We start from the raw sequence: 23,661 nt of genomic DNA, 5'->3' as shown, positions 1-23,661 counted from the left end.
CAAGCGTTGGTGTTCTTCTCTGGCGATAGATATAAGAATAAAGAATATCGCCAGTCACAAAATCGCTGAAACCCATGCTACGCAAGGATTGACGGACAATTTTCGACCGCCGTCAAAAAGCTATTTTTTGGGCGAAAAGTATATGTTTCGCGGCGGTGTCAAAAACGGGCTTCGTCCTTACAGACTCAAAGCTTGGCGGCCTGTTGGCTTCTGGCAACCCCCTACTCAGAATTCGGGTCTTCTCCCGCCTCTCTGATTTCGGCTCGGAACAGATGCAAAAGCACTGTATCTGCTGCCTTACCATTGAGAGAGTATAAAGGATTGATAGCCAGAGCAGCTCTGCCGTCAAAGTTTGCTCGCCGAATGATGCGCTGATCGATGAATAGCTGCACGATTCTACGGGCCGTTGAGTACGAACAGTCGGCAATTCGTGATAAATCCATGATTGTTAGCGGTACGCCTTTCTGCCCCCGCTCGTTATCCCCGACCAACAGGTTCGCTCCCTCACTAGCATACGGCGCGATCTTCAACAAAAAGCCAGCCTCAGCGAGCGACAGCTTCCTGAGCCGTCGTTTCGCCTTCTGGCTGGCTTTGATCTTCACGAATTTGGAGCTGCGTCCGGCAGGTCGGAAAACCTTTACGATCTCATCTGGCCGCCGGAGGATCTGCTCCTCATAAAACACTTCGCCGGTGTCAGGATCAACAAACTGACGCACTACATCTCACCCACCTCCATGAAAAAAAAGCACCAGAATCGGTGCCTTTACAAATATTTATTCAGATATTCAATCCCGTTGGGCCTAATATGGACCCTATCCCACGATATCATATGCACACTATTGCCAAACTTAGGGTGTCTCTTCCCACTGGGAGTTATTACTTCGCCATCGAACTCCACCATGTCCAAATTTTTCAAACTGCTTAAATTATAAGCAGCTTCGTACTTACGTTCTGTTCCTTCTGTTTCAGTGTACTCAAAGCTATTAATTGTAATCTTGGGACCATAATTGAAGTCTCTTTCTTTAATAGCTTGTAAAATACTTACTTGTAGTTTATTTAACATATATTCACCTCCCTCTCCTTTTCCATTTTGAGGGAAGTTTTTCTGCTTGTCTATACCAAAAGCCCCACTTCCTTCGGCAGGGACCTCCACCGCGAACCATCCTTACACCCGGCAGTCACCATAGGAGATAATCCTCAGTTTAATGCTGCAACTATAGAACTAGTGATCAGATTTATTATTTTTTTCCGTTTCTATTAGGCATATATCTATTATCTCCTTTACGAGTGTAACTGTTGTAATTCTTCTTGAAAAATCAAATGCATTTCGCCCCATTAGTATATACACGATAATCGGGATTGATATTGAAATTATTGGTGCCGGCTGCCATGATTCTTTCATGATCATCCCTAAAAAAGCCAAAACAAATCCGAAAAGGGCTAACATAAGTTGCTGATTTTTTAATTTATTTTCTATCGCGTTTGCATGTGCTTTTAATAACTTCAGTTCAGTATGGTTATATTCTTCCATAAGTTTATTTTTAAGCAAATCTAAGTGCAACATCAAACTCCATTTAATCCCATCACTCTTTACAGATTCAACCAGTTCCCTGTAGATACTGTCAGCAATAATCCAGTCCTTAACTTTTCTCACTCCTATCACCTCAATCTCCAGGATTCGACAAGGCGACCTATTTCCCTTTAGAGAAAAAAACTCCCAGCTTTTTTAAGCGGAGCGAGAGGTTCTCATTTCATATATAGGTGGCATCTGCACGACAAAAAACAGCCTATCCGACAAGAAATAGGCTGTTTGTGAGACGTTCTGAAATTTTTTTTTGCGCTCTTCGGATGTGTGTGTCCACGCTGCTCTTTGTGATCCCGAGCAAACGAGCGATCTCTGCGTGTGAGAAACACTCACCATATGCCATTAAATAGCAATCCCGTTCCCTTTCACTCAATACACAAAGGGCGTCTTCGATCTGTTGTCTTTGCCACTCTGACAGATTCGATGGGCTGCCAGCTGTACTTCTTGCAACAAACGCTTGCATACGGATCGGGTCCATTAGTTTTTCTTTTTGGTATGACGCTCTCCGCTCAATCCCACGTCTGTTTCCCGGCCTCCTACCGGTTTCCAACCATTCAATGACCCATTCTATCTCCCTGATCATGGATGACAGTATTTGACGACCAGTCACTTCATACTTACCCTGACATTCCTTGTGCATTCGCTTCAGCATCCGTCTCGTCTCTTTATACCCTTGCAGCAAATCTTGCATGAGAACCCCTCCTCATTACGCCTACTTGCGTCTGCTGCCCAAGTCTTTTAAGAAACGGCGCGGGCCGATGTCTCCCATCATCCGGCGCAGTTGATCAAAGGAAAAGGATTCTGCCGGACGTTTTTGATTGTTAGAGTTATTTATTGAAGTGGTCCGGGCCACAGCTGACCTTCGCTGCGGGCCAATACTTCGTTCATTGTTTTCTAAGGTTCCGATTTCAATTCGGATCCTTCCCCGCTGGATTCGTGACAATAAGGCTTCAAGCTGGCTTTGTCCGAACTTCCATTCCAGGTATTCTCTGATCGTTATCACGTTTGTCCTCTCCTTCTGAAAAAGAAAAGAGCGCCAGACCACACCCATGCTGCAGGTGTGAATCTGACGCCCTCCCGTTGTCGGTCCCAGGCTATTCAAATCGATGGCTTTTACGCTCATCGTATCCGGTAATTTTTCCTTGGTAACATTTTACCACGACATCCCCGTGGTGGACGAGCGGGACCAGGTTAACTGTATTCCGCTTTGGGTCGATCAGGACCATAGCCGGGCCACTCCCCACTGGAACTAAAACCGTGTTCGTTGCTTGATCGATTTTCAACTCTTGTACGTGCATGACTGTCATCCTCCTGGATAGCTGCTAATGTTGTTGGTGTGCTGTCAACTTCCGTGGTTACTTCGATTACCCCGCTCCTGACACGGTAATCAAGGTCGGTGCCAAGCTTTTGTAAGGTGCGTCTGGCAGTGTCGGCAGCGTCCTCATTTTTCGTCGTAATGGAGAACCGGAGTGCCCCTTGGAGGAACAAAGAGAACGAATGAAGGTTGGCTGCTTGAATTTCCTTGGTCTGCTGCTCATACATGTCTCGCAGCTCTGCGTTCTCCGCTTTAAGACGATTTATCTCGTTCTCCTTAACATCGAGCTTTCTCTCGAGCTCTGACACTTTTTCCACATCCTCAATCGGCTGAGCCGATGGTGGCTGTTCTGCCGGATTCTTAACCAACGGCATTTCCGGACTGTCATCGGCTGGCTTTACCCGTGGACGACCAGGGCGTCCTTTTGCCTTTCTCTTATCTAAATCGGTCGGCTTAGCGGGACTGAGGCGTCTATCTTCAATCGCCCATTCTTTCTTACGTCGATTTAATGTCTGTGTAGAAATGTTATATTGATTCGCAATTTTGTAATCTGGCATCGTACCGCTTAATTCCAGATATTTTCCTCTTGTTAACTCATCCACTGTCTCACATCCCTCTTGATTGACTTCAGTATCCTCCTTTAGTGGTTCAATGTCGTCTTCAGTTATACTGCGCCCAGATAGTAAAGCCTTACCGAGAGTCAACAGTTTTTTTCCAATTTCACAATCCGTATTACAGAGCTCCTGAGCTTTGTATTGTCCATATTTCTTTCTATTTTCTGTAATTTTTTTGCAATCCACACAGTACCGGTCAATATAATTATTGATCGCTATGCGCGTTTCTTTTTTCTTTTTGCGTTCACCAGTTGTAAGCACGGTCATCTGGTAAACCCACCTCACATTAATTCACAATGGCGTTACCATCTGCATCTTCTTCGATCTCCAACTCTTCCACATACCCACTTAGGCATCCGAGGCAGCAAAAATGCTGCACACTCGGAGCCTTGCTGACTAAAATCCAGTCCGGCTTGCTATCCTCTATTGGGTGATCACAAAACGCGCATATCATGATATCATCCCGCTTTCTTAAACGATGTCTTCGCTGGCTTCGGGATGAATGTGTGCGGCATAGTCAGCATTTGCTTTGCCTAGCAATTCTGCCAACTTCGAAAGGTTAGCAGCCCTTTCATCGAACCCTTTTACATTCAGGTGGTTCCCCTCACGGAAATTGACCGCTGCCTTTTGCATGCTCTTATCTGCCTCATGCTCGATGCCCACCACTGCATCCAAGACGTCATCAAACTCAAGGCTTCTCAGGTAGTAAATCAACTCTTTCTCATCATCCGTGAATGGTTCGTCATTACCAACGGCATCATCATAATTGTTAGTTTCCCAGATACCTATAGGGGGGACAACGTTGCTATTGAACCATGCAGTATAGTCCCCATCATTTTCCGAGATGGCGATCATGATTTGATGGTCAGTAATATACTTACTGAATGAATGATCTTTCAGGCCGAAAGCAAAATCTACCTCATCTAGTTTTACAATTAACGTGTCACCATCCTTCCCTTCCAAATATTCGGTGTCAATTTTAGTGCCTGAGGTACCAATAAACGGATCGTCGGCCCTATCAAAATTAATTTCAAGCGAGCATGCCACCCCGTATTTCTTCATCACTTCAAAAAGGTGCTTCACTTCTCCAGCATTTGATTCGATCATTTGAATATTTGACATGTAAATCTCTCCTTCAATTTTGTTATTGTTAATTTCTTATTTTTTAAAACTCAATCGATCTATCGAAATGTTGTATAGATTTGATAATCTGACGGCTATATGAATCGGAGTCTTGCCAGGATTCTGTTCATACCGTCTGAGACTTTCCACCGACACTTTTGCTTCTTTGGCCGCTACATTTGGAGTGTAGCCGCTCAATATTCTGGCATCTCGTAGAGTGATCTTGCTCAACGGACTGCTTGTATGCATTGTCTCAGCTCCTTTCATGGAAATAGCCGTTCTTGCTTCGTCTTTGCCAACAATCCGACAAGGATCGCGTAAAACTTGTCCAAGACACCCATTCGCACCATCACATCTATACCGTTTACCATTTTCTTGAGAGTGGACTCGGCATATGGCCTGCCGGTCTTCTGGATTCGTTCAGCGTTAATCTTTTCCCGTTCACGATGTACACGCTCCAGTACACTGATACCGTGTTGGTCCTTCATGATGTCGTAGATTCGGTTATATATCTCGTTGTGGCCCATCCGTGTCCACCGAGAGTATTCGTTGATCAGATCAACAATCTTGGCAGCATCCGGGACAGCGGTTAGGTTATCCGTCAAAGTGGTAAACCCCGCTTGTAGGGACTTTACTTCCAGATCACGCTCTGCCTCCCGCCGTTTCCTCTCCATCTCCTCTCGCTCTTGTTGGGCCATTCGCTGGGTGATGGTGGCAAGTATCTCCATCTGCGTTAATACCCGCTCATGAGGAAGAAATGCTTGAGCTAACGCATCCTTGGCCTTTAACTGATATTCGATCAGCCGTTCAGCCACCTCGGGCTGTTCGCTTTGCATTGTTGGTGTGATTGAGATTTTCGCAAGCCATAGAGGAAGAAAGTCAAGCTCAATTGTCAAAACCTCTTGATTGCCGCCGTTTGTAGGGAGCGTCAAATTTGACGCACCTTTATTCAACACTACATCCGACTGAATCTTTTTAACTTGTGCGTCAGAATGATTCTTATCAAAACCAATACCTTTGCAGATCCACTTAACCCCGACATAAATCTTACCGTCATTCGCCTTGACGCCTAAAATGTCGGCACCGTTAAAGCGGATCATCTTTTGTTCCATTGGGATGAGTTGACTCAATGGACAGACCCCCTCTTTGGAACCACTAATTTCAAATGCTTGGGGCGCTTCTTCTTGATCGGCGTTGAACGGCCGTTTTCATCAACTACATATTGCTTTCCATCTGAAGTTGAATGCATGGTGTATGTTCGTATTCCATTTTCAGCAGCCCATTGCTCCATAATTCCCGGCTGTCCTTGTGCCCTTCTTATATCACTCATAAGCCCCATATATTCCACAAGGAAAATCATTACATCCCAGTTTTGATAGTCCCACAGAAACTCAAATACCTCTTCCGTTGTCACGCCAATAGGCTCATCCCATCCATGCTCGTTAATCATTTCTACCGTGTAGAAGTAGTCTTTCGTATCCCATCGCTTGCCGTCGTATCTCTTTTCTATCGGGAATATCTGAACAAACTTTCGAGGTGTAACCAATGTCACAAGGTGCATAACCATTTCAAAGAGTTGAAATTTTACAGTCAGCTCTTCATATGTCATGTGTCCTTTCTCACGACCGGCAAGTTTTACCCCATACAGGATAGAACGTGCAAGAGCGTTGTCATTTGAAAAAGCGTCAGGCAAAGCTGATACAAATGAATCCCAGTAGAGATCCAGCTTTTTTGAGAATTTCGAATCCAACTCAAGTTCTGCTGGCATTCCGTGTTCCTCCCTTGGAATAATTTTGGAATAATTTACGTGGATTTTGACACGGCCCGCGACACATAGATGTAATCTCCATCGTCGTATTTGGCCCCGCTACCACTTTCAACGGCCAAGTCCTCGTACTCAAAATATGGCGATATTTCGTTCCACCACAGGTAGTAGTTCAGGGCATCAAACACGTTACTGTCTGCCTCTTCATCAGTGACAGTTCCGACCTCTTCAATCACGAGGTTTTCAACATCGATTCGGAAGATGGTAAACATTCGCCTCACCGTCCTGGGCACACACGTAATGCCAAGTAAAATCAAATGACTTGTTGTCCTTGCATCTCAACTGAATCTCGCAATCTGCTGGGATGCTGTTCCAATCTGATTTGGCATACTCAATGTACCCTGATGTAATTAGATCGACTGGCACCCCTGGAAGCAATTCACGTAGAAGCCTTACTTTTTGCAGATGACTCAACTGTCTGAATGCTGCCCCTTTCACTTCCCACAGCTCCTTACACATTTCATAAATGAGCCAAATGTTTTTCTCGCCACTTCTCAACCTTGCTATCCATGATTCAAATCGAGCCTGGCCCACGATACTGCCGCCTCCTCAGCGTTGGTAATACACCTCAAAGATTCGTTGAATTGGTTTATTAAACTGGAGCAGGATATCCCTCTCAGTACTGCCGCGCCGAACTTTCCGCTTACGTAAACGATGGGTCGCACTCGGGAACTCTTTTATTTGTTCCTCCGTCAAGCGCTCCAAAAAGAACGTGGCATCTGTGTCGTTGATCATCTTACGGGCTCCCTCAAGGTTGCCTTCCTCTGTCAGCTGGGCCAGTAGAATGATCGGCACTTTTAGCTGCTGTGCAAGCTTTTTCGCCTCTTTGGTGATCTTTGCCATGACCTGCCATTCCTGCATGCCCTTCTTCATCTCGTCATCCATTTCCATCCGCCCAACGTAGTCGATCACAAGCAGATCCAGCCGGCCGTATTTGTGTTTAAACTTCCTCGCCAACCCCTTTGATTGACCAAGGGTAAGGCTGGGCAGTTCCGAAAGGTAGATGTTCGATTGAGAAAATTTTCCGTGTGCAATTTCAATCTGCTTTCGCTTGTGGGCGATCTGCTCCGGGGAGCCAGTTAACCGTCCAGTGTAAATTTCCTGAAAAGGTATCCCCGTCATTTGGGAAACAAAGCGTGTCACCATCTGCGATGCGCTCATTTCTGTGTTTTCGTAGTAGGTGAAATAGTCTTGGGATAGGGAAGTCATTGTTGCAATGTTTTGTGCTAACGCTGTTTTGCCTTCCCCCGATTGCCCCGCGATGAGAATCAAGTCGCCCGGCTGTAAGCCATACAAGCATTTATCAATTCCCGGGAACCCATAGATTGTGCCATTATCTTGTGTTTTACTAAGCTGGATCCCCAGTGGTTCTTTACTGGATTCCCTTGTATAAAAATCATCCATAGACTCCATAGCTGCTGTTTTGGGGTCGATGATTTCCCGATTCTCTTCAGCGAAGTGGATGGACATCATTTCGGTTTCAACAACGTCTGTCAGCTCGGACGGCTTGATCGAGCTATCAAGCGCCATTTCCTGAAGCTTTTGCCCAATCTTGAAATACGTTCTGCGCTGATGGTAATCAAGAAATCGTTTGACCAGGTATTCTGAACGCTCAGCACTTACGTACTCCGACGACGCACGGATGATGGTCTGGTTCACCGATGGATCGGTGGACTCCGCAACTGCAGTTACAGGGTCGGTCGGCTTACCTTCTTGATCAAGCCGAAGCAGCAAATCAAAGGCCCGTCCCGCATCTGGGAAGAAAAACTGTTCCGGCTTGATTTGGACGCTTAAATCAGCGAGTGTCGACTTGCTGTACATTGCCAATGCAAGGATTTCAATTTCCGTCTGAGAGCAATGCGGTAACGTAATCATTCCAAACCAACCCCTGGCATCGGCTCATATTGTTCTTTGGGTGACTCTGTTACGCTGATCGGATCGGCTTGTACGCCTCCTCCGTAACCAGATGACGTCTTTCTACTTCCGGCAGACGCCGCTGCCATCTCTATACACAACTTCTCGTAGTGCTTTCGGAGATTCGTCGGACTGAGTATCTGCCGCTGCCAAAAGTTATGGCTTGTAGTCCAGTCAATGAGTCGCCTAACCTCGTCCTTATCCCGCTTATCAATTTCGATGATTTTCCGACACTCATCCGCCCACTTCTGCAAGTTGGCATTCTTGACGAGATGCGATACCCCTAAAGCCTCTGCGTACTCCATGATCTTCTTGTGTAGATAGGCAGCAATTTTAAATGCAAGGGTGTCCTCGGCATACGTTTTCGGATGTCGAGGGGGATTTCTTTTATTCTTTACTTTACTTTCCTTTACTTTACTTTGTGGTGTTTCTGTCGCACCTGAGTCACTTTTACTTGGGTTAATGTTCTCATTAACTGTAGTTTTTGTAACATTAACCACTGTGATAGGGATTTTGAATTTTTGCGATAGCTCCTCGACATCGACAAGCAGGTATTCGTTCATGAGCACGATCTCTTTGCGCCGTTTGGCCGCTTCGATGTACCGCTTTTGGAACCCCTTTGAGGTCAAAATATGATGCTCCTCGTAAAGTTTTTGACTGAAGAAACCCCACTTAATGCATTCATTAACGACCTCAACAATTACGTTAATGTCAACATTAACCCTGCTTGCGAAAACGTATTGCTCCTTTTCGCCCCATTGATAGAAATAGCCATTCCGGTATATTTCCATCATGAGCTTGATTATGATACCGAAACCTTGCATTCCGAATTTTGCGATTGGGACAACAAGCTTGTCGTCTTGGTCAATATCCAAATCCAAAGGAAAATAATCCAGCCCTTCCTTTTGCGGACGCGCCATGAATACCTCACCTACTCTGTTGCCGAATTTCTAAATTGTGGTCCCCTACACACGCCTACACTGTCGCAATAGAAACTGCTCGTTCCCCTTCAGGATGTCGTTTGATCAAAGAGACATACACTGTATATGCCGCCTTAATGCCGGACATCTTCCATACGTCCAGAATCACCCGTACCTGTTTTTCGGTAATTAGTTCCTCCATGAGACCATGAAAAATATCCAGCGTTATTTTTGCATTCTCGTCTCCAGCTGTGGCGCGGTGGGTTATGGCTAAATACCTCAGTTTCAAATCCTCTACACTACCTCGACGCATGCAGGTTGCCTCCCCTCAGGTGAAGCCGTTCCAACTGGTGAAGCTAGCTCCGCAAGTCGTTCTCTAACCGCTCGATGCATAATCCCCAAAATGTCATCTCGCAGATAGTCGTCTCCCATCCATTCATCAAGGCAGAGGAGCTTATAAATCGGGACTTTAGCCACTACAGCACGGAACAAATCAGCTGGAGTCGAATAGTCCTCACGGTTGAGGCCGTAGCTTTGGCACATCGCATCAACATGGGACATGAACACGTAAAAATCATCCAACGCATTGTTCGGTTTTTGCATGTTCCCCCGCTCCTTTCGCGGCTTGTAGAAGATGGTCACGGTGAGCAATTGCTATTTCACGCATTTTTTGTGTTACGCAATTTTCTTTTGCTCCTGGATTTTCAGGTAACCCGAGAAAGACCAACACGTCTTCAAGAGTCATGCTGGAGACGATTGCCTCCCACCATTGACGAAAAAGGAAGCCATTCGGAGAAAAAAACTCCGTGATGTCCACTCCCATTTCTTTTGACCATTGAAGAACAGTATCCATAAGTTTTGCTTCAGCCTTTGTCAAATGAACCGCTCCTTTTTATCTGGAGGACAAACTTTATGTATACTTTTCCGAAGATTTAGCTATAATGAGTAGTAGCGAGGCTTGTCCTCCGTTTGTTCGGTTGTCATTTCCCCTATCCGCCAAGATGAACGGAAATGACCGTACTATCCCACCTGTTGGTAGCAGGTGGGCTTTTCATTTTCCGGCATGTTCGCCATCATCAGAAGCCCGATAAAAGCATCCGCACTGATCCGGCTTTGCAGGACCGGATCGGTCAGGATGTCCTCAACCATTTCCGCTGGCGTCGCCAGGTTTTGGTTTTTCATCCTCAACACCTCCTTTCAAATTGAGCAAGGATATGATCGCGCTCAGTACGTAGTTGGTCTATCCGAGCTTTCATTTCACTCACCACTGCTTCTGAGAGTTGTTTCCCCTCTTCAATCAATCGTTTTGCAAGCGACGCATGCTCCCTAGAGATTTGCACCAGACGGTCGCCGTGTTCGGAGTTAACGGCCATCCAGATCGCTCGTTTACTAAAGTTACTCAACCCCATTCCCCCTCTCAAGCTTGTTCAACTATCGAGCTGACTTATTTAGACCATGCAGATATTTCTGGTAAATCATCTTGGAAACAGACAACCCCAAGCCAAATTTTTCGTTAACTGACATCAAATCGACCGTATCGTCCAAAACCTGCTCCCGATGAACTAACATCACCGGTGTCATTTGCTCTTTCTTGATCATCTTCGGATGCCCGAAAGCGGACGATGTTGCTTTATTGGCAATCGTATTTGCCTTGATAAAATCCACCCTAACAGGTTGCGCCAGATTGGATTTTAACCGACTCATCGCTTCCTTCTGATGCTCCTTATCTAGCATACGGAACACTTGGAATCCTTCGAGGCCTGTTTGCTGGCGGAGCTGCTTGAGCATCAACTTAACCCACTTCTTAAACTCCTTAGCTTCTGGACGATGGCTGTTATAAACTGCGTCGTAGATTCCTGTTTCGGAGATTGCTGCCATCTTTTGTTTTCTTCCGATGCTGTCCGTTAAGTGGACATCATCTTTTTCCTCGTCATCAATTAGCCGAAGCATATGAGGCGTGTGTTTGTAATTTAGTGCTCTCGCAACATCCTGCGCCACTCCAAACCATTCGCCAGGCTCTTTCTCCACAAACCGGATCGGATGACCCATCCAGTTTTCGACACGAATGTTCATTGTCATCTGCATTCCCCCGTGCTCTCAATTTCCTGCAACCACCTTATGAACGACTCCCTATTTACCCTCTTGCTCCGGCCCAGACGGATCAACGGGAAAGACTTGAGATCCATCAATTCGTAAGCACGACGTTCTGAGATGTGAAGGTAGTTTGCTATGTGCTTTGCTGTGAGGATCGGCGGGAGATCAGCATAGCTTTTGGGCGCTGTTATCACCTTTTTAACACCTCCGAGTAATTTTTAGTAAACATTACGCAATTTAAAATTACGTTTCGCCCATTAAAAAAGCGCATAAAAATTACATTATTCGCTTCATTGCGAAATTACAACTTGCGTAAGTTATAATTACGTAATATAATGTTTTTGGGTGATTTAAATGCTAAAAACATCGGGAAATAGCTTTTGGATAGGCTCTCCAAAATGCGAAGCGATTTTTTTCATCAATTCTACACCTGGCGTCATATAGCCATTCTCAATGAAACGGAGGTAATCTTTCGAGATCCCTAAATCACGAGCTACTTTATCCTGACTACCCAGTTTTTTGCGAACTTCTTTGAAAAATGGCCGGTTAAACTTTTTTTCCATTGCTAGTTGTTTCACCACCTTTATTTGTGATGTGCTTACATAATAGCACGTAAGTTTAATTTACGCAATGCGTAAACCAAAATTTCTTTTTAAGGAGATTATTTATGGGGTCTAGTTTGGGCGAACGCATAAGGGAATTACGGTTGAAAAGGGGTTTCACTCAAGACGATATGGCAGAGAAACTCGGCATGAACCGGGCAAACTTTTCTAACTATGAACGAAATCTATCCATCCCTCCCAGTAGTACACTTGGGAAAATCGCGGACATATTAGGTACGACAACAGATTATCTTCTAGGGCGCACTGAAGATGTTCAGGTTTCTACATCTAAGGCTAATGTAGCCTACTTCGACGGAGCTAAAGAAGTATTAACTGAGGATGAAGTGGAATGGTTAAAAGAGTCACTAGAAATGTTTCGTCTTCGCAAGGCACAAAAGATGAAAGAAGCTAAAATCAATATAATTAGACCGGGCGGTCCACCAAAATCTGGACCAAAAAAATAGAGAGGGGAAACAACGTGGATTTGTCATTTTATAAAACCTCTGAAGTTGAGGAATGGCTTTACGATCTATATAAAGCAAACGGGATTTATCATGCATGCGACTTAGATATAGATCATATCGCCTCTATTTTTAACGCAGTAATTGTAGAATCAAAAAACTGTAGGTCACAAGTGATATTTGATGATGAGTTTTGCATGATTTTACTTGGTGAACATTTAGACAACAAGACAAGAAGGGAACATTTTTTTCATGAATTATGTCATCCTTTAATGCACGTGGGGAACCAGAATCATTTACCAAGAGGATTAGTTGATCTTCAGGAGATTCAGGCAGCTCAATTCCAGCTTTATTCGTCTATCCCAGTTTATATGATTGAGGAGCTTGTTGAAGAAGTGAATACCTGGTCTCAGTTTGAACATCTGCTGTCAGAAGAATTTCAATTACCACTTCATCTCGTGAAGAAGCGATTAGAGCAAATAAAAAACCGGGTATACGATGGATTCATCAGTGGTGGATGGTCTCATCGAACACTGTCAAAGCCAATTTTTCAATATGACTGGAGATTTCGTTACTTTTATCAATAATGCAGAATCATAATGGAGGTAATAGATGTGAAAGGACACTACAGAAAACGTGGTAGCAATTGGTCATTTGCGGTATCCTTAGGAGTTGATGAATCAGGAAAACGCCGGCAGATAACTCGTTCTGGATTCAAGACCAAACGAGAAGCCGAGGTGGCATGTGCAGAAATGATTGCACAATTTCAGCGGGGTGAGCTGTTCAAAGAATCAGGGGATACATACGAGGCTTATCTGCTGGACTTCATGGAGAACACGGTAAGGCTATCGGTTCGGCCATCCACCTATCAATTCCACCTTTTCCTTGCGAAGAAGCACATACTTCCGGAACTGGGGCAAATCAAACTGAAAGACCTCAGCCCGCGTCACCTTCAAAGACTTTACGCCAAAAAGGTAGATGATGGTTTGTCAGCCAGCTACATCCGAAACATTCATGCAGTAATAAGCAAGTCACTCCGAAAAGCAAAAGAATGGGGGTTGATTAAGGAAAATGTCACATCCCTTGTTACCCCACCACGGATCGAGAAAAAGCAGGTACAGACCTGGACTTTGGAAGAAATAAACCAGTTCTTAAAAGCAATCAAGAAGAGAAAAACCGGCAACAAGAAGTTCTATATCGTGTATGTATTGGCTATATTTTGCGGGATGCGAAGAGGAGAAATCCTCGGCCTTCGTTGGTCGGACTGCGATTTAGAAAATGGGCTTATTCGAGTCCAACAGACCCTTGTTAATGTCGGCGGAAAAGCGGTCATGCAAGAACCTAAGACGAGAGGAGCTATCCGCACTATTGATGTACCAGAATTTGCTTTGCAGGAACTGAAAAGCCATTATATCAAACAGAAAGAAATGAAACTCCAATTGGGCCAGGGTTATGAAGATAATGACTTGGTGGTGGCGAACTGGACAGGCACACCGGTACTTCCTGGCGACGTGAATCATGATTTCAAGATCGCTTGTAAGTTTGCTGGTATACCTATTATCAGGTTTCATGATCTCCGACATACCCACGCCACTATCCTCTTGCAGTTGGGTGAAAACCCCAAAATCGTGAGTGAACGATTAGGCCACTCAGATGTCACTATCACGCTGAACACCTACGCCCACGTTCTCCCTTCAATGCAGCGGGACCTCGCCAAAAATTTCGATCAGGCCATAAAGCGGGCCAAAGTCTAAGCTTTAACGAACTAAAGGTTGTCAATCGGTTGTCAGAGCCCTCGTTTTCAACCCCAGAAAACACCAGGAACCCCTGATGTACCAAGGGTTCCACGAATGTTATCTTGAAATGTTAAATTACACTTCCATGATGATGGGCAAGATCATTGGACGACGGCGGGTTTGATCGTACAAGAAACGGCCCAAGGCTTCCTTGACGTTATTTTTCAAAGAAGACCATTCATTCACATTTTCTTCCATGCATTTTACAAGTGTTTGGGTGACGATGCGATTTGCCTCGTCCAACAGCTCTTCAGATTCCCGAACATAGACAAATCCGCGGGAAATGATGTCTGGACCGGACAAAATCGTACCATTTTGTTTGCTGAGTGTAACGACAACTACCAGAATTCCATCTTGTGACAGTAATTTGCGGTCCCGAAGAACAATATTTCCTACATCGCCGACACCAAGGCCGTCAATCAAGACATTGCCAGCGTTGACCTTTGGCCCAAACCGTGCTTTTCCCCCGGAGATTTCCACTGTGTCACCGTTGTCCAACAGGAAAATGTTCTCACTTGGAACTCCCACCTGTTCTGCCAACATGGCGTGCATTCTCAGCATGCGGAACTCGCCGTGAATCGGGATAAAGTACTTTGGCTTCATGAGATTCAACATCAGACGAAGCTCTTCTTGACTGCCGTGACCGGAAACGTGCACAGCGCCATTCGGACCGTGCCCGCCGTAAATCACCTCAGCGCCAATCCGGGACAATTGATCGATGGTGCGTGCTACGTATTTTTCATTGCCAGGAATAGGTGTAGCTGCGATTACTACTGTGTCCCCTGGAAGAATATCGATTTTCCGATGGGCGGATCGGGCCATACGAGTGAGCGCGGACATCGGCTCCCCTTGACTTCCAGTGGATAAAATGACTACTTGCTCGGCAGGAAGCTTGTTCACTTCATCCGTATCGATGAACAGACCTTCAGGCACGTTGAGGTACCCCAGATCCTTACTGATATGGATGACGTTTTGCATGCTCCTGCCCACGACAGCGATCTTGCGACGATATTCGGTCGCAGCATCGACTACCTGCTGAATCCGGTGAACGTTGGATGCAAAAGTGGAAACGATGATCCGTCCTTCCGCTTTGCTGAACACATCCTTGATCGCAACACCGACAGAACGCTCCGAGCCGGTAAAACCGGGCCGCTCGGCATTGGTGCTGTCCGACAGCAGACATAATACGCCACGGTCACCGATCATGGCCATCTTGGCCAAATCAGCCTGTTGATTGTTTACCGGTGTCTGATCAAATTTGAAGTCCCCCGTATGCACTACGTATCCTTCAGGGGTTTCCAGACAAACGCCTACGCTGTCCGGGATACTGTGGTTGACGCGGAAAAACGTCGCCTTCATGTTCCCGAAATCAACTTCCGAGTCGCTGTTAATTAAAATGCGCTTTGTATCGTTTAGAATACCCGCTTCTTTTAATTTTGCTTCAATCAGACCCAGCGTCAATTTTGTCGCATATACCGGTACCTTCAAACGTTTTAGCACATAGCTAAGTCCGCCGATGTGATCCTCGTGTCCGTGCGTAACAATAATACCGCGAACTTTGTCGCGATTTTCCTCCAGGTACGTAATGTCCGGGATTACCATATCAATTCCCAGCATTTCCTCCTCTGGGAATTTTAATCCGGCGTCGATGACCACAATTTCATCGTCGCATTGGACTACGTACATATTTTTCCCAATTTCGCCTACTCCGCCCAGGGCGAAAATGAGAACAGAGTGATTCGATTTTGCCAAAACGTGTAACCTCCTATATTTAGTTGTCTTTCACACTCAAATTAACCGCCCCAAATCACTTAGATTCATTATACCCGAATCGAAAAGTGGAACACAAGAAAAAACAACCACCCGGAAAAGTCATTTTCCAGAATAAAAAAGAGCACCTACCAGAATGAATTGGCGGGAATCTGACAGACTATAGGATAACTTGCCGAAAAGGAGATGGCCCGCATGTCTGTGTGGCAGAGGCTAAAGTACAGGAAAGAGACTCAGAAGCTCTCTTCTCCCGAGGCCACGTCAGGCTCTTCCTTCGCTGACAATCGGCGGTTAACCGCCAATCTCGAAGAGACGCTTGCTTACATGAGGCAGACATTTGGAGACACCGACGACTTCAAGATTCGTCGGTTTGATGTGTTTGGCCGCTTTCCGGCAGCACTACTCTACTTGGAGCACCTTACGAATCAACGGGAAATGAAAGAAGACATCCTGCGTCCGCTCCTCCAAAAAAACGGTACGCAGGATGAAAACGGAATTGTTGATAAAGATGAATTGCTCACCATGATCACAAATGACATCCTGATCGGAGGGAACGTATCTACCCAACATGAGATTCGCTCCCTGGTCGAGCAGGTTTTGTCCGGTCAAGTCGTGATTATCATCGACGGATTCGATAGAGCAATCATTTCGGGTTCCAGCAAAGTCGAGCACCGTGCTATCAGTCAGCCCGAAACGGAGCAAGTGATCCGCGGTTCCCGGGAAGGCTTTATCGAAAGCCTTGGCGTGAATCTTGCCCTCCTGCGAAACCGGCTTCCTTCCGTGGATTTGCTCGTCAAAACCGTTCAGATCGGTCGAAGGACAAAGACGAAAGTGGCAGTCTGTTATCTGCGGGATGTGTGCAATCCTGCACTCGCTAAAGAGGTGATAGACAGACTGCAGCGAATTGACATCGACGGCGTGATCGATTCCGGCTATTTGGAACAGTTCATCGAAGATCACCATTTTTCACCGTTCCCGCAAATACAAAATACGGAGCGCCCGGACAAATGTGTGGCCAACTTGCTGGAAGGCAGAGTGATTATTCTCGTCGACGGCTGCCCTTTTGCCTTGATAGCCCCAGCTGTGTTCAGCCAATTTTATCAATCTGTCGATGACTATTCCGAACGGTTCGTGCTATCCAGCTTTGTCCGGCTATCGCGCCTGGTAGCCCTTCTGTTTTCCTTAATTTTTTCCATCTTTATATGTTTCTGTTATTTCTTTCAATCCCGAGTTGATCCCGACCGAGTTCGCCGTTGCTGTTGCCGGTGGTCGCGCAGGGGTCCCTTTTCCGTCCCTCGTAGAAGTGCTGATCATGGAAATCTCCATGGAAGTTTTGCGGGAAGCGACGATCAGGCTGCCTCAGCAGGTCGGAGGCGCACTGTCGATCGTCGGAGTGCTTGTGATCGGACAAGCTGCCGTATCAGCAGGGTTTGCCAGCCCGATTACCGTCGTTGTTATCGCTCTTACTACCATCGGGTCGTTTGCCACGCCAGCATATGACATGGCTCTGGCCCTGCGACTTCTTCGTTTTCCGCTGATTATCCTGGGGGGAATCTTTGGGCTTTATGGGGTCATGGTTGGCTTGATTCTGATCGTAAACCACATGCTTTCTCTGCGGTCTTTTGGGATACCTTACATGAGTCCTCTCGTGCCTGGCCAATGGCAGGGGATGAAGGATACGGCAGTGCGTGGTCCCTTTTGGCTTTCCCGCAAGCGTCCTGAACTCTTGCACCCTCTAGATCCTAATCGTATCGAGACAAAGTCCCAGGTAATCGAGCCCAGACCACATAATACGCTTGATCCGGTTTCTGTCGGAAATAGGAGGTGGGAGGATTCGGATGGAGACTCCACGTGAGATCACCTTTTTACAGGCAGCAGCAGTGTTGATCAGTACCATCATCGGAGTCGGGGTTCTTTCCTTGCCGGTCATCGCCGTAAAAGCGGTAGATACCGGCGCCCCGCTCCTTACCTTTATCGGAACCATGATCGCCCTTTTTTCCTTGGGTATCCTGGCGGCTTTGGGGAAACGCTTTCCCCGCAAATCGATCATTCACTATAGCGAAGACATTCTCGGCGTCTGGATAGGCAGGGTCGGGAGTGTCGCGATTATCTTCTTTTTTGCCGTGCTGTCCGCTCTGACAGCCCGAGAATTCGGAGAAGTCGTCGTCACTGCTGTGCTCAGAAATACTCCATTGGAGGTCACTGTCATTGTCATGCTTGCCTTAGCGGCGATCTCTTGCCGAAACGACCTGAGCACATTCTCTTACATCCATCTCTTCTACCTGCCTTTTATTTTGGCTCCGGGACTATTAATCGTCGCATTGTCGCTGCAAAACGCAGAGTTGATTAATTTGCAGCCCATCGCCCCGGTTCATAAAGGCCACTGGTTTTACGGCAGCTTGACCATTGCAGCTCTGTTTCAAGGTTCATTTATCGTCACCATGATCATTCCGTCCATGCGACATCCGGCGAGAACATCGATCGCCTGTGTGCTGGCGATTATCGTCTCAGGCGGTCTCTACCTGTTGATCGTGATTGCCAGCGTGGCGATCTTTGGAGCCGAGGAGACAAAGATGCTCATTTGGCCCACCCTTGAACTGGCCCGAATGACCTCACTCCCGGCCAATGTCCTGGAGCGGTTGGATATTTTGTTTCTGGCTGTTTGGGTAACGGCTGTATTTACGACCCTGTTTTCCACCTACTACTTTACGATCCATTCGCTGAGCAATCTGCTTCGCCTCAGAGATCACAAGATGTTTTCGCTGTTTCTGTTGCCGATCGTCTTCGTGCTGGCCATGGTGCCGCAAAATGTTATGGATACGTACCGATTTATCCTTACTATCGGTCTGTACGGACTCATCATCACCATCGGTTACCCCGCAGTCCTGTTGATTATCGCCATTTTACGCAAGAAAAGGGAGGATCAACATGATCGGGAACACGCACAAAAAACACCTTAATATCGTTTTGATACTCGCTCTGCTCCTGCCTTTTCTGACAGGATGTTGGGACAGAACCGAGATCGAGACGAGAGCCAACATTCTCGGAATCGCCATTGACGTATCCGAAGATAACCAACAGATGCATGAATCCGAAGTAAACCATATGACCGGTATCTTCCCGGAGCCGAACAAAAAGCTGATCCAGATTACGGCACAAATTGCTGTACCGGGAAGAATTCCTCTCGGGCCGGAAAGCGGAAGCAACGGTTCGCAAAAGCCGGTCTGGCTCGTCAGCACCGTCGGTCATACATTGGATGACGCGATCCTGAACCTCCAGCAAGAAATTGCGGATCGACTTTTTTTCGGTCATTTGCGAGTCATTATCGTCAGCAATGAAGTTGCCCGCAAAGGTCTTGGCGATCTTAACGATTATTTGCGCCGAAATCCTGAAGTACGCCGTACTGCATGGATGATCATCTCCAATGGCAGAGCCTCAAAGGTCATGGAGAGCTCACCGCAACTGGAACGCATCCCTACGCTCTATCTTTCGGCCATGATGGAAAACGCCGTTTCTCTGGGCAAGTTTCCACGAGCGTTCCTCGGCCTATTTTGGAGCGCCTCTTCCAAATTGGGCCAAGAACCGTTTTTGCCAGTCGTTGAAGTAAAACGGCATGAAAACACCGAAATCTCGGGGATGGCATATTTTCAAGGAGATCGGATGGTCGGGGTTCTCCAGCCTTTAGAAATTGGGTTTTATATGGCAGTGATGGGAATCAAACAAGGAGGCTATTCCGCTTTTACTCCTGTCCCCGGCCAACCGGGAAGCGTATTGGTCCGCTCCCGCTCTCGCGACGCGCAAATTGACGCCGTACTGGATCATGGACAGCCAAAGATCAAGCTCTTTATCCACGTGGAAGCTGATATCGTTGAAAAGACAAAAAATACCCGGTCTTTGAATCAGCCAGGCCTGTTAAAAGACATCTCTGCCGAAGTATCGGACCGTGGCAAAAATACCATTAAAAATATTCTTGCCATGACCCAAAAGAACGGATCAGATATATTCGGCTTTGGAGAGCACGTTCGGGCCAAGCTCCCCGATTACTGGAATACCCACATCAAAACGAAAGAAAACTGGCGGAAGAAATTTAAGGAGTTGGATGTGGAGATCAACTTTACGACCACAATACGCCGCGTCGGAATGAGGCTGGGTTAGGAGGTCAATACATGAGTTTCTCCCTGCATCTCGGGTACATCTACTATGTAGTGTTTCTGACGATAGCTACCGGCATATTCGTCCTTCTGATCGACTCCGAGACTTACCGGGCGGCAAACATGAAGAGAGAACGACGAGCCGCAAAGCTCCTCGGCTGGATCAACATCAGTCTGGGAGTGCTGGTTCTTTTCCTTCACTGGATGTTCAGTCCCTTGCTGGTCTGAGAACAGAAGCGAAACAGCAAAACGGGAGCCTTGGAGCGGCTCCCGTTTTTGGTTCGCTGTTTTATCCCAACAGCGAATGGACAAACGCTTTTTCTTCTTCGGTCAAATCGACCAATGGCAACCGAACGCCACCGGTCTGTACTCCGAGCTTCTCCAGGGCCGCTTTGACCGGTCCTGGGCTGGGATAGGCAAACAAGCCTTCAAATACAGGCAGGAGTTTGCGATGAATAGCCGCTGCCTGTGCATGCTCTCCACGGAAAAACGCGGACATCATCTCGGACATTTGTGCACCTACCACGTGGCTGGCCACGCTGACGATGCCTACGCCCCCGATAGACAGTACCGGAAGTGTCAACCCGTCATCCCCGCTGTACAGCTCAAACCCTTCCGGCGCATGCTCAATGATGGATGCCATTTGAGACAGGTTGCCGGATGCTTCTTTCACGCAAACCACATTGGGCAATTGCGCGAGCCGGAGAGTAGTCTCTGCTGTCATGTTTACACTCGTACGGCCGGGAACATTGTACAGCATGACTGGCAGCTTGGTAGACTCGGCAAGAGCCTTGAAGTGCTGATATATTCCTTCCTGGGAAGGACGGCTGTAATACGGAGTGACGAGCATGACTGCGTCAACGCCGATCTTTTCAACCTCTTTCGTAAACTCGATGCTCGCCGCCGTATTGTTGCTGCCTGTACCGGCAATAATATGGCATTTCCCTTTTGCATAGGACACGACATGCTTGAACAAATCCAGCTTTTCCCTGGCGGACAGCGTCGGCGACTCGCCCGTTGTCCCGCTTACTACTACCGCATCCGTCCCGGTGGCCAGCAAATGATCAATAAGACGCTCGGTTTGTTCATAATCGATTTCCAGTTGTTGATTGAAAGGAGTTACCATCGCGGTAACCAATCGGCCAAAACGTGCCACTGCCCCCAACTCCTCTGTCTATTCTCACATGTATAATGTCATAGCTGCTATAAGTGTCCGGTATGCAGTTGGAATTGATGATGCAGGGCGCGAACGGCCCGTACCATGTCTTCCTCGTGCACCAGAACCCAAATGGTCGTATGGGAGTCAGCAGACTGCAGAATGGGAATGTCCTCGTGCGTCAAAGCTTCCACAATCTGAGCCATGACACCGGGAACGCCCGTCATCCCCGCACCGATTACAGAGACCTTTGCGCAATGCGGCAATAACTGAGGCTCGTATCCCATATCCGTCAAGATGCGGGAAGCCTTTTCTCCCATTTCATCATGGACCGTATACGCGACACCCAACGGATTCACGTTGATGAAGTCGACACTGATGTCATTCTTGGCCATCGCCTTGAATACCTGCAGCTGCGTATCGTAACGGCCATCCTTGTTGGCGACTTTGATTTGCGTAATATTCGGGACATGCGCGATCCCCATGACCAGCCGATCATGTACAGTGTACCCCATTCGACCAATCTTCAAAAGGTTGGTAACCAGTGTACCTGGATCATCCGAAAAAGTGGATCGGACACGAATGGGGACATTTGCCTGCATGGCAATCTCGACAGCACGCGGATGGATAACCTTCGCCCCCAGATGTGCCATGTTGCAGATTTCCGAATACGTAACCGTCGCCAGCGGCTGGGCCTCATCCACAATCCGTGGATCAGCCGTCATGATTCCGTTCACATCAGTGAAAATGTCTACCATTTCGGCATGGAGCGCGACGCCTAGAGCTGTTGCCGTCGTGTCGCTTCCTCCTCGGCCGAGCGTCGTAATTTCCCAATCCGGCGTCCGTCCCTGAAAACCGGGAACGATAACCACTTTCCCGGCTTCCAGCTCCTGCAAGATTCGCTTTGGTTCAATCGTCTCGATCTGCGCATTAGTAAAATCATCGCTGGTGACAATATTCGCCTGCCCGCCTGTCAAAATCGTCGCGTGTATTCCCTCGGCATTCAGCATGCTGCACATGACCGTTGCCGAGATGATTTCACCCGTGTGCATCAACAGATCCGTCTCTCTTTTGGGCAAACCGTTCCCGTTGCTGCGAATGAGCTGCAGCAATGTGTCAGTCGCGTAGGGATCGCCCTTGCGCCCCATCGCTGACACGACAACGACGAGGGCATAGCCTTCGTCGATTGCTCTTTTTATATGCGTAATAGCCCTGATCCGGCAATCTTCTGTTGTCAGTGAAGATCCACCGAATTTCTGGACGAGAATTTTCACAAACCTCTCCCCTATGCTCGTGCTTTGATGAGTTCTTCAGCGATTTGTACTGTATTCCAAGCAGCACCCTTGAGCAGGTTGTCGGACACAATCCACATGTGCAGTCCTCTTGGATGATGAAGGTCGCGGCGTACGCGTCCTACAAACACATCCAGTTTGCCTGCCGCATCCGTAGCCAAAGGATAGCGCAGCTCTTCCGGTACATCGGTCAATACGACGCCGGGAGCTTTTTCCAGCAGCGATTTTACTTCTGCCAGATCGTAATCCTCTTTCAGCTCTACATAGACAGCTTCGCTGTGTCCATATACAACCGGGATGCGAACGCAGGTAGCAGATACGAGCACATTGTCGTCCCCGAAGATTTTCTTTGTCTCGTTCACCATTTTCATTTCTTCATACGTAAATCCGTTTTCCGTAAACACGTCGATTTGCGGAATAGCGTTGAACGCGATCTGATGATGAACAGGCAGTTTCCCTACCGGAAGCACCTTGCACTCCGGTTCTTTGCCATCCAAAACGTCACGGGACTGCGTCAACAGCTCTTGAATGGCAGACGCGCCCGCTCCGGAGACTGCCTGATAAGTAGAGACGATGATCCGATCTATTCCATAGCGATCATAAAGGGGTTTCAAAGCGGCTACCATTTGAATTGTCGAGCAATTCGGGTTGGCAATGATCCCCTTGTGGGCAAGAGCGGCATCCATGTTCACTTCCGGAACGACCAGCGGGACTTCCGGGTCCATCCGGTAAGCGCTTGTGTTGTCGATTACGACTGCGCCGTGGCGCACAGCGTGAGGAGCCAGCTCCTTGCTGATCGCTCCGCCTGCGCTGAACAGGGCATAATCAACTCCAGCAAAGCTGTCCGGTGTCGCTTCTTCCAGAACGATCTCTTGTCCCTTGAACATGACCGTTTTGCCTGCCGAACGGCTGGAAGCAAGCAGCTTCAACTGCTTAATTGGGAAATTCCGCTCTTCTAAAATTTTGATCATCTGCTGCCCGACTGCGCCGGTTGCACCGACCACAGCAACGTTGTAGGTCAGTTGGTTCGCCATCTTCTACTCT

General features: G+C 47.3%; 31 protein-coding genes and 1 pseudogene. 7 read left to right on the top strand and 25 right to left on the bottom strand.

Features of this window, described 5'->3' with window-relative positions:
* Positions 1-221 precede the first annotated feature (221 nt).
* The 21 genes from EDM54_RS01585 to EDM54_RS01475 form a co-directional block, all read right to left on the bottom strand.
* Positions 222-716, bottom strand: coding sequence for a hypothetical protein (locus EDM54_RS01585; protein ID WP_122957641.1), 495 nt, complete (start codon positions 714-716; stop codon positions 222-224).
* 47 nt (positions 717-763) lie between these two features.
* A complete protein-coding gene (locus EDM54_RS01580) occupies positions 764-1,153 on the bottom strand; it encodes a hypothetical protein (protein WP_122957640.1) in 390 nt (129 codons plus the stop codon).
* A gap of 69 nt (positions 1,154-1,222) precedes the next feature.
* Positions 1,223-1,654, bottom strand: coding sequence for a hypothetical protein (locus tag EDM54_RS01575; RefSeq protein WP_141334184.1), 432 nt, complete (start codon positions 1,652-1,654; stop codon positions 1,223-1,225).
* 133 nt (positions 1,655-1,787) lie between these two features.
* Complete coding sequence (locus EDM54_RS01570) at positions 1,788-2,276, bottom strand: sigma-70 family RNA polymerase sigma factor (protein WP_122957638.1); 489 nt, start codon at positions 2,274-2,276, stop codon at positions 1,788-1,790.
* A 21-nt stretch (positions 2,277-2,297) separates the two neighbouring features.
* Positions 2,298-2,588: a hypothetical protein gene (locus EDM54_RS01565; RefSeq protein ID WP_141334182.1), complete on the bottom strand. Its 291-nt coding sequence runs from the start codon at positions 2,586-2,588 to the stop codon at positions 2,298-2,300.
* A gap of 188 nt (positions 2,589-2,776) precedes the next feature.
* Entirely contained in the window at positions 2,777-3,781 is a 1,005-nt protein-coding gene (locus EDM54_RS01555; RefSeq protein ID WP_122957635.1) for a zinc-finger domain-containing protein, read from the bottom strand.
* Positions 3,782-3,985: 204 nt separating this feature from the next.
* Positions 3,986-4,636: a hypothetical protein gene (locus EDM54_RS01550; protein WP_039071478.1), complete on the bottom strand. Its 651-nt coding sequence runs from the start codon at positions 4,634-4,636 to the stop codon at positions 3,986-3,988.
* Between the two features lie 36 nt (positions 4,637-4,672).
* Positions 4,673-4,885, bottom strand: a complete 213-nt coding sequence (locus tag EDM54_RS27305; RefSeq protein WP_170208362.1) for a helix-turn-helix domain-containing protein — start codon at positions 4,883-4,885, stop codon at positions 4,673-4,675.
* Positions 4,886-4,899: 14 nt separating this feature from the next.
* Positions 4,900-5,766, bottom strand: a complete 867-nt coding sequence (locus EDM54_RS26840; RefSeq protein ID WP_255320325.1) for a phage antirepressor N-terminal domain-containing protein — start codon at positions 5,764-5,766, stop codon at positions 4,900-4,902.
* A complete protein-coding gene (locus tag EDM54_RS01530; protein ID WP_122957633.1) occupies positions 5,763-6,404 on the bottom strand; it encodes a hypothetical protein in 642 nt (213 codons plus the stop codon). Before EDM54_RS01530 ends, EDM54_RS26840 begins: the two co-directional genes overlap by 4 nt.
* Positions 6,405-6,439: 35 nt before the next feature.
* Positions 6,440-6,673, bottom strand: a complete 234-nt coding sequence (locus EDM54_RS01525) for a hypothetical protein (protein ID WP_039071479.1) — start codon at positions 6,671-6,673, stop codon at positions 6,440-6,442.
* 337 nt (positions 6,674-7,010) lie between these two features.
* Complete coding sequence (locus EDM54_RS01515) at positions 7,011-8,336, bottom strand: replicative DNA helicase (protein ID WP_039071481.1); 1,326 nt, start codon at positions 8,334-8,336, stop codon at positions 7,011-7,013.
* Positions 8,333-9,295 carry a DUF4373 domain-containing protein gene (locus EDM54_RS01510; RefSeq protein ID WP_052259770.1) on the bottom strand — a complete coding sequence of 321 codons (963 nt, stop codon included), beginning with the start codon at positions 9,293-9,295 and terminating at the stop codon, positions 8,333-8,335. Before EDM54_RS01510 ends, EDM54_RS01515 begins: the two co-directional genes overlap by 4 nt.
* Positions 9,296-9,350: 55 nt before the next feature.
* Positions 9,351-9,608, bottom strand: coding sequence for a hypothetical protein (locus tag EDM54_RS01505; RefSeq protein WP_039071482.1), 258 nt, complete (start codon positions 9,606-9,608; stop codon positions 9,351-9,353).
* Positions 9,590-9,898 carry a hypothetical protein gene (locus EDM54_RS01500; RefSeq protein ID WP_039071483.1) on the bottom strand — a complete coding sequence of 103 codons (309 nt, stop codon included), beginning with the start codon at positions 9,896-9,898 and terminating at the stop codon, positions 9,590-9,592. The genes EDM54_RS01505 and EDM54_RS01500 overlap by 19 nt, the downstream gene beginning before the upstream one ends.
* Positions 9,870-10,172: a hypothetical protein gene (locus tag EDM54_RS01495; RefSeq protein ID WP_039071484.1), complete on the bottom strand. Its 303-nt coding sequence runs from the start codon at positions 10,170-10,172 to the stop codon at positions 9,870-9,872. The genes EDM54_RS01500 and EDM54_RS01495 overlap by 29 nt, the downstream gene beginning before the upstream one ends.
* A 143-nt stretch (positions 10,173-10,315) precedes the next feature.
* Complete coding sequence (locus tag EDM54_RS26295) at positions 10,316-10,477, bottom strand: hypothetical protein (protein ID WP_170208361.1); 162 nt, start codon at positions 10,475-10,477, stop codon at positions 10,316-10,318.
* Between the two features lie 2 nt (positions 10,478-10,479).
* Complete coding sequence (locus EDM54_RS01490; protein ID WP_255320324.1) at positions 10,480-10,698, bottom strand: hypothetical protein; 219 nt, start codon at positions 10,696-10,698, stop codon at positions 10,480-10,482.
* 28 nt (positions 10,699-10,726) lie between these two features.
* Positions 10,727-11,374: a BRO-N domain-containing protein gene (locus EDM54_RS01485; RefSeq protein WP_307723550.1), complete on the bottom strand. Its 648-nt coding sequence runs from the start codon at positions 11,372-11,374 to the stop codon at positions 10,727-10,729.
* Positions 11,371-11,583, bottom strand: a complete 213-nt coding sequence (locus tag EDM54_RS01480; protein WP_255320323.1) for a helix-turn-helix domain-containing protein — start codon at positions 11,581-11,583, stop codon at positions 11,371-11,373. Before EDM54_RS01480 ends, EDM54_RS01485 begins: the two co-directional genes overlap by 4 nt.
* Positions 11,584-11,739: 156 nt before the next feature.
* Entirely contained in the window at positions 11,740-11,952 is a 213-nt protein-coding gene (locus EDM54_RS01475; RefSeq protein ID WP_039071486.1) for a helix-turn-helix transcriptional regulator, read from the bottom strand.
* A 104-nt stretch (positions 11,953-12,056) separates the two neighbouring features.
* Here EDM54_RS01475 and EDM54_RS01470 point away from each other — a divergent pair, with 104 nt between their 5' ends.
* The 3 genes from EDM54_RS01470 to EDM54_RS01460 are packed head-to-tail and all read left to right on the top strand — an operon-like array spanning position 12,057 to position 14,206.
* The gene (locus tag EDM54_RS01470) at positions 12,057-12,455 is read left to right on the top strand and encodes a helix-turn-helix domain-containing protein (RefSeq protein ID WP_052259771.1); all 399 of its coding nucleotides are present in this window, start codon (positions 12,057-12,059) and stop codon (positions 12,453-12,455) included.
* Between the two features lie 14 nt (positions 12,456-12,469).
* Entirely contained in the window at positions 12,470-13,039 is a 570-nt protein-coding gene (locus tag EDM54_RS01465; RefSeq protein WP_039071487.1) for an ImmA/IrrE family metallo-endopeptidase, read from the top strand.
* Between the two features lie 27 nt (positions 13,040-13,066).
* Complete coding sequence (locus EDM54_RS01460; RefSeq protein WP_039071488.1) at positions 13,067-14,206, top strand: site-specific integrase; 1,140 nt, start codon at positions 13,067-13,069, stop codon at positions 14,204-14,206.
* A 117-nt stretch (positions 14,207-14,323) separates the two neighbouring features.
* On the opposite strand, the gene EDM54_RS01455 is transcribed toward EDM54_RS01460, so the two are convergent.
* The gene (locus tag EDM54_RS01455) at positions 14,324-16,000 is read right to left on the bottom strand and encodes a ribonuclease J (protein ID WP_024983824.1); all 1,677 of its coding nucleotides are present in this window, start codon (positions 15,998-16,000) and stop codon (positions 14,324-14,326) included.
* 213 nt (positions 16,001-16,213) lie between these two features.
* Between EDM54_RS01455 and EDM54_RS01450 the strand changes: the two are divergent.
* The 4 genes and pseudogenes from EDM54_RS01450 to EDM54_RS01435 all read left to right on the top strand — a co-directional run bounded on the left by EDM54_RS01450 (position 16,214) and on the right by EDM54_RS01435 (position 20,397).
* A pseudogene (locus EDM54_RS01450) lies at positions 16,214-17,873 on the top strand (spore germination protein).
* Entirely contained in the window at positions 17,857-18,978 is a 1,122-nt protein-coding gene (locus tag EDM54_RS01445) for a GerAB/ArcD/ProY family transporter (RefSeq protein WP_122957632.1), read from the top strand. The pseudogene EDM54_RS01450 and the gene EDM54_RS01445 overlap by 17 nt, the downstream one beginning before the upstream one ends.
* A complete protein-coding gene (locus tag EDM54_RS01440; RefSeq protein ID WP_003385822.1) occupies positions 18,947-20,173 on the top strand; it encodes a Ger(x)C family spore germination protein in 1,227 nt (408 codons plus the stop codon). The genes EDM54_RS01445 and EDM54_RS01440 overlap by 32 nt, the downstream gene beginning before the upstream one ends.
* Before the next feature lie 11 nt (positions 20,174-20,184).
* On the top strand, positions 20,185-20,397 hold the full coding sequence (locus EDM54_RS01435) for a CLC_0170 family protein (RefSeq protein ID WP_122957631.1): 213 nt from the start codon (positions 20,185-20,187) through the stop codon (positions 20,395-20,397).
* Positions 20,398-20,458: 61 nt separating this feature from the next.
* Here the strand turns inward: EDM54_RS01435 and dapA are convergent, their stop codons facing one another.
* The 3 genes from dapA to EDM54_RS01420 are packed head-to-tail and all read right to left on the bottom strand — an operon-like array spanning position 20,459 to position 23,651.
* Entirely contained in the window at positions 20,459-21,325 is an 867-nt protein-coding gene (gene dapA, locus EDM54_RS01430) for a 4-hydroxy-tetrahydrodipicolinate synthase (RefSeq protein WP_003385825.1), read from the bottom strand.
* A gap of 47 nt (positions 21,326-21,372) precedes the next feature.
* Positions 21,373-22,599, bottom strand: a complete 1,227-nt coding sequence (dapG, locus tag EDM54_RS01425) for an aspartate kinase (protein ID WP_122957630.1) — start codon at positions 22,597-22,599, stop codon at positions 21,373-21,375.
* A gap of 11 nt (positions 22,600-22,610) precedes the next feature.
* A complete protein-coding gene (locus EDM54_RS01420; RefSeq protein ID WP_122957629.1) occupies positions 22,611-23,651 on the bottom strand; it encodes an aspartate-semialdehyde dehydrogenase in 1,041 nt (346 codons plus the stop codon).
* Positions 23,652-23,661 lie beyond the last annotated feature (10 nt).

The organism is Brevibacillus borstelensis (assembly GCF_003710865.1).
Classification (GTDB): domain Bacteria; phylum Bacillota; class Bacilli; order Brevibacillales; family Brevibacillaceae; genus Brevibacillus; species Brevibacillus borstelensis.
The sequence above is the reverse complement of the archived record's forward strand: the minus strand, read 5'-3'. Positions and strand labels throughout refer to the sequence as shown.

Coding starts and splice junctions, on each gene's coding strand:
- EDM54_RS01570 (WP_122957638.1), bottom strand. CDS start 2,276: ATGCAAGATTTGCTGCAAGGGTATAAAGAGACGAGACGGATGCTGAAG.
- EDM54_RS01555 (WP_122957635.1), bottom strand. CDS start 3,781: ATGACCGTGCTTACAACTGGTGAACGCAAAAAGAAAAAAGAAACGCGC.
- EDM54_RS01550 (WP_039071478.1), bottom strand. CDS start 4,636: ATGTCAAATATTCAAATGATCGAATCAAATGCTGGAGAAGTGAAGCAC.
- EDM54_RS27305 (WP_170208362.1), bottom strand. CDS start 4,885: ATGCATACAAGCAGTCCGTTGAGCAAGATCACTCTACGAGATGCCAGA.
- EDM54_RS01530 (WP_122957633.1), bottom strand. CDS start 6,404: ATGCCAGCAGAACTTGAGTTGGATTCGAAATTCTCAAAAAAGCTGGAT.
- EDM54_RS01525 (WP_039071479.1), bottom strand. CDS start 6,673: ATGTTTACCATCTTCCGAATCGATGTTGAAAACCTCGTGATTGAAGAG.
- EDM54_RS01515 (WP_039071481.1), bottom strand. CDS start 8,336: ATGATTACGTTACCGCATTGCTCTCAGACGGAAATTGAAATCCTTGCA.
- EDM54_RS01510 (WP_052259770.1), bottom strand. CDS start 9,295: ATGGCGCGTCCGCAAAAGGAAGGGCTGGATTATTTTCCTTTGGATTTG.
- EDM54_RS01505 (WP_039071482.1), bottom strand. CDS start 9,608: ATGCGTCGAGGTAGTGTAGAGGATTTGAAACTGAGGTATTTAGCCATA.
- EDM54_RS01500 (WP_039071483.1), bottom strand. CDS start 9,898: ATGCAAAAACCGAACAATGCGTTGGATGATTTTTACGTGTTCATGTCC.
- EDM54_RS26295 (WP_170208361.1), bottom strand. CDS start 10,477: ATGAAAAACCAAAACCTGGCGACGCCAGCGGAAATGGTTGAGGACATC.
- EDM54_RS01485 (WP_307723550.1), bottom strand. CDS start 11,374: ATGACAATGAACATTCGTGTCGAAAACTGGATGGGTCATCCGATCCGG.
- EDM54_RS01475 (WP_039071486.1), bottom strand. CDS start 11,952: ATGGAAAAAAAGTTTAACCGGCCATTTTTCAAAGAAGTTCGCAAAAAA.
- EDM54_RS01470 (WP_052259771.1), top strand. CDS start 12,057: ATGGGGTCTAGTTTGGGCGAACGCATAAGGGAATTACGGTTGAAAAGG.
- EDM54_RS01445 (WP_122957632.1), top strand. CDS start 17,857: ATGGAGACTCCACGTGAGATCACCTTTTTACAGGCAGCAGCAGTGTTG.
- EDM54_RS01440 (WP_003385822.1), top strand. CDS start 18,947: ATGATCGGGAACACGCACAAAAAACACCTTAATATCGTTTTGATACTC.
- EDM54_RS01435 (WP_122957631.1), top strand. CDS start 20,185: ATGAGTTTCTCCCTGCATCTCGGGTACATCTACTATGTAGTGTTTCTG.
- EDM54_RS01420 (WP_122957629.1), bottom strand. CDS start 23,651: ATGGCGAACCAACTGACCTACAACGTTGCTGTGGTCGGTGCAACCGGC.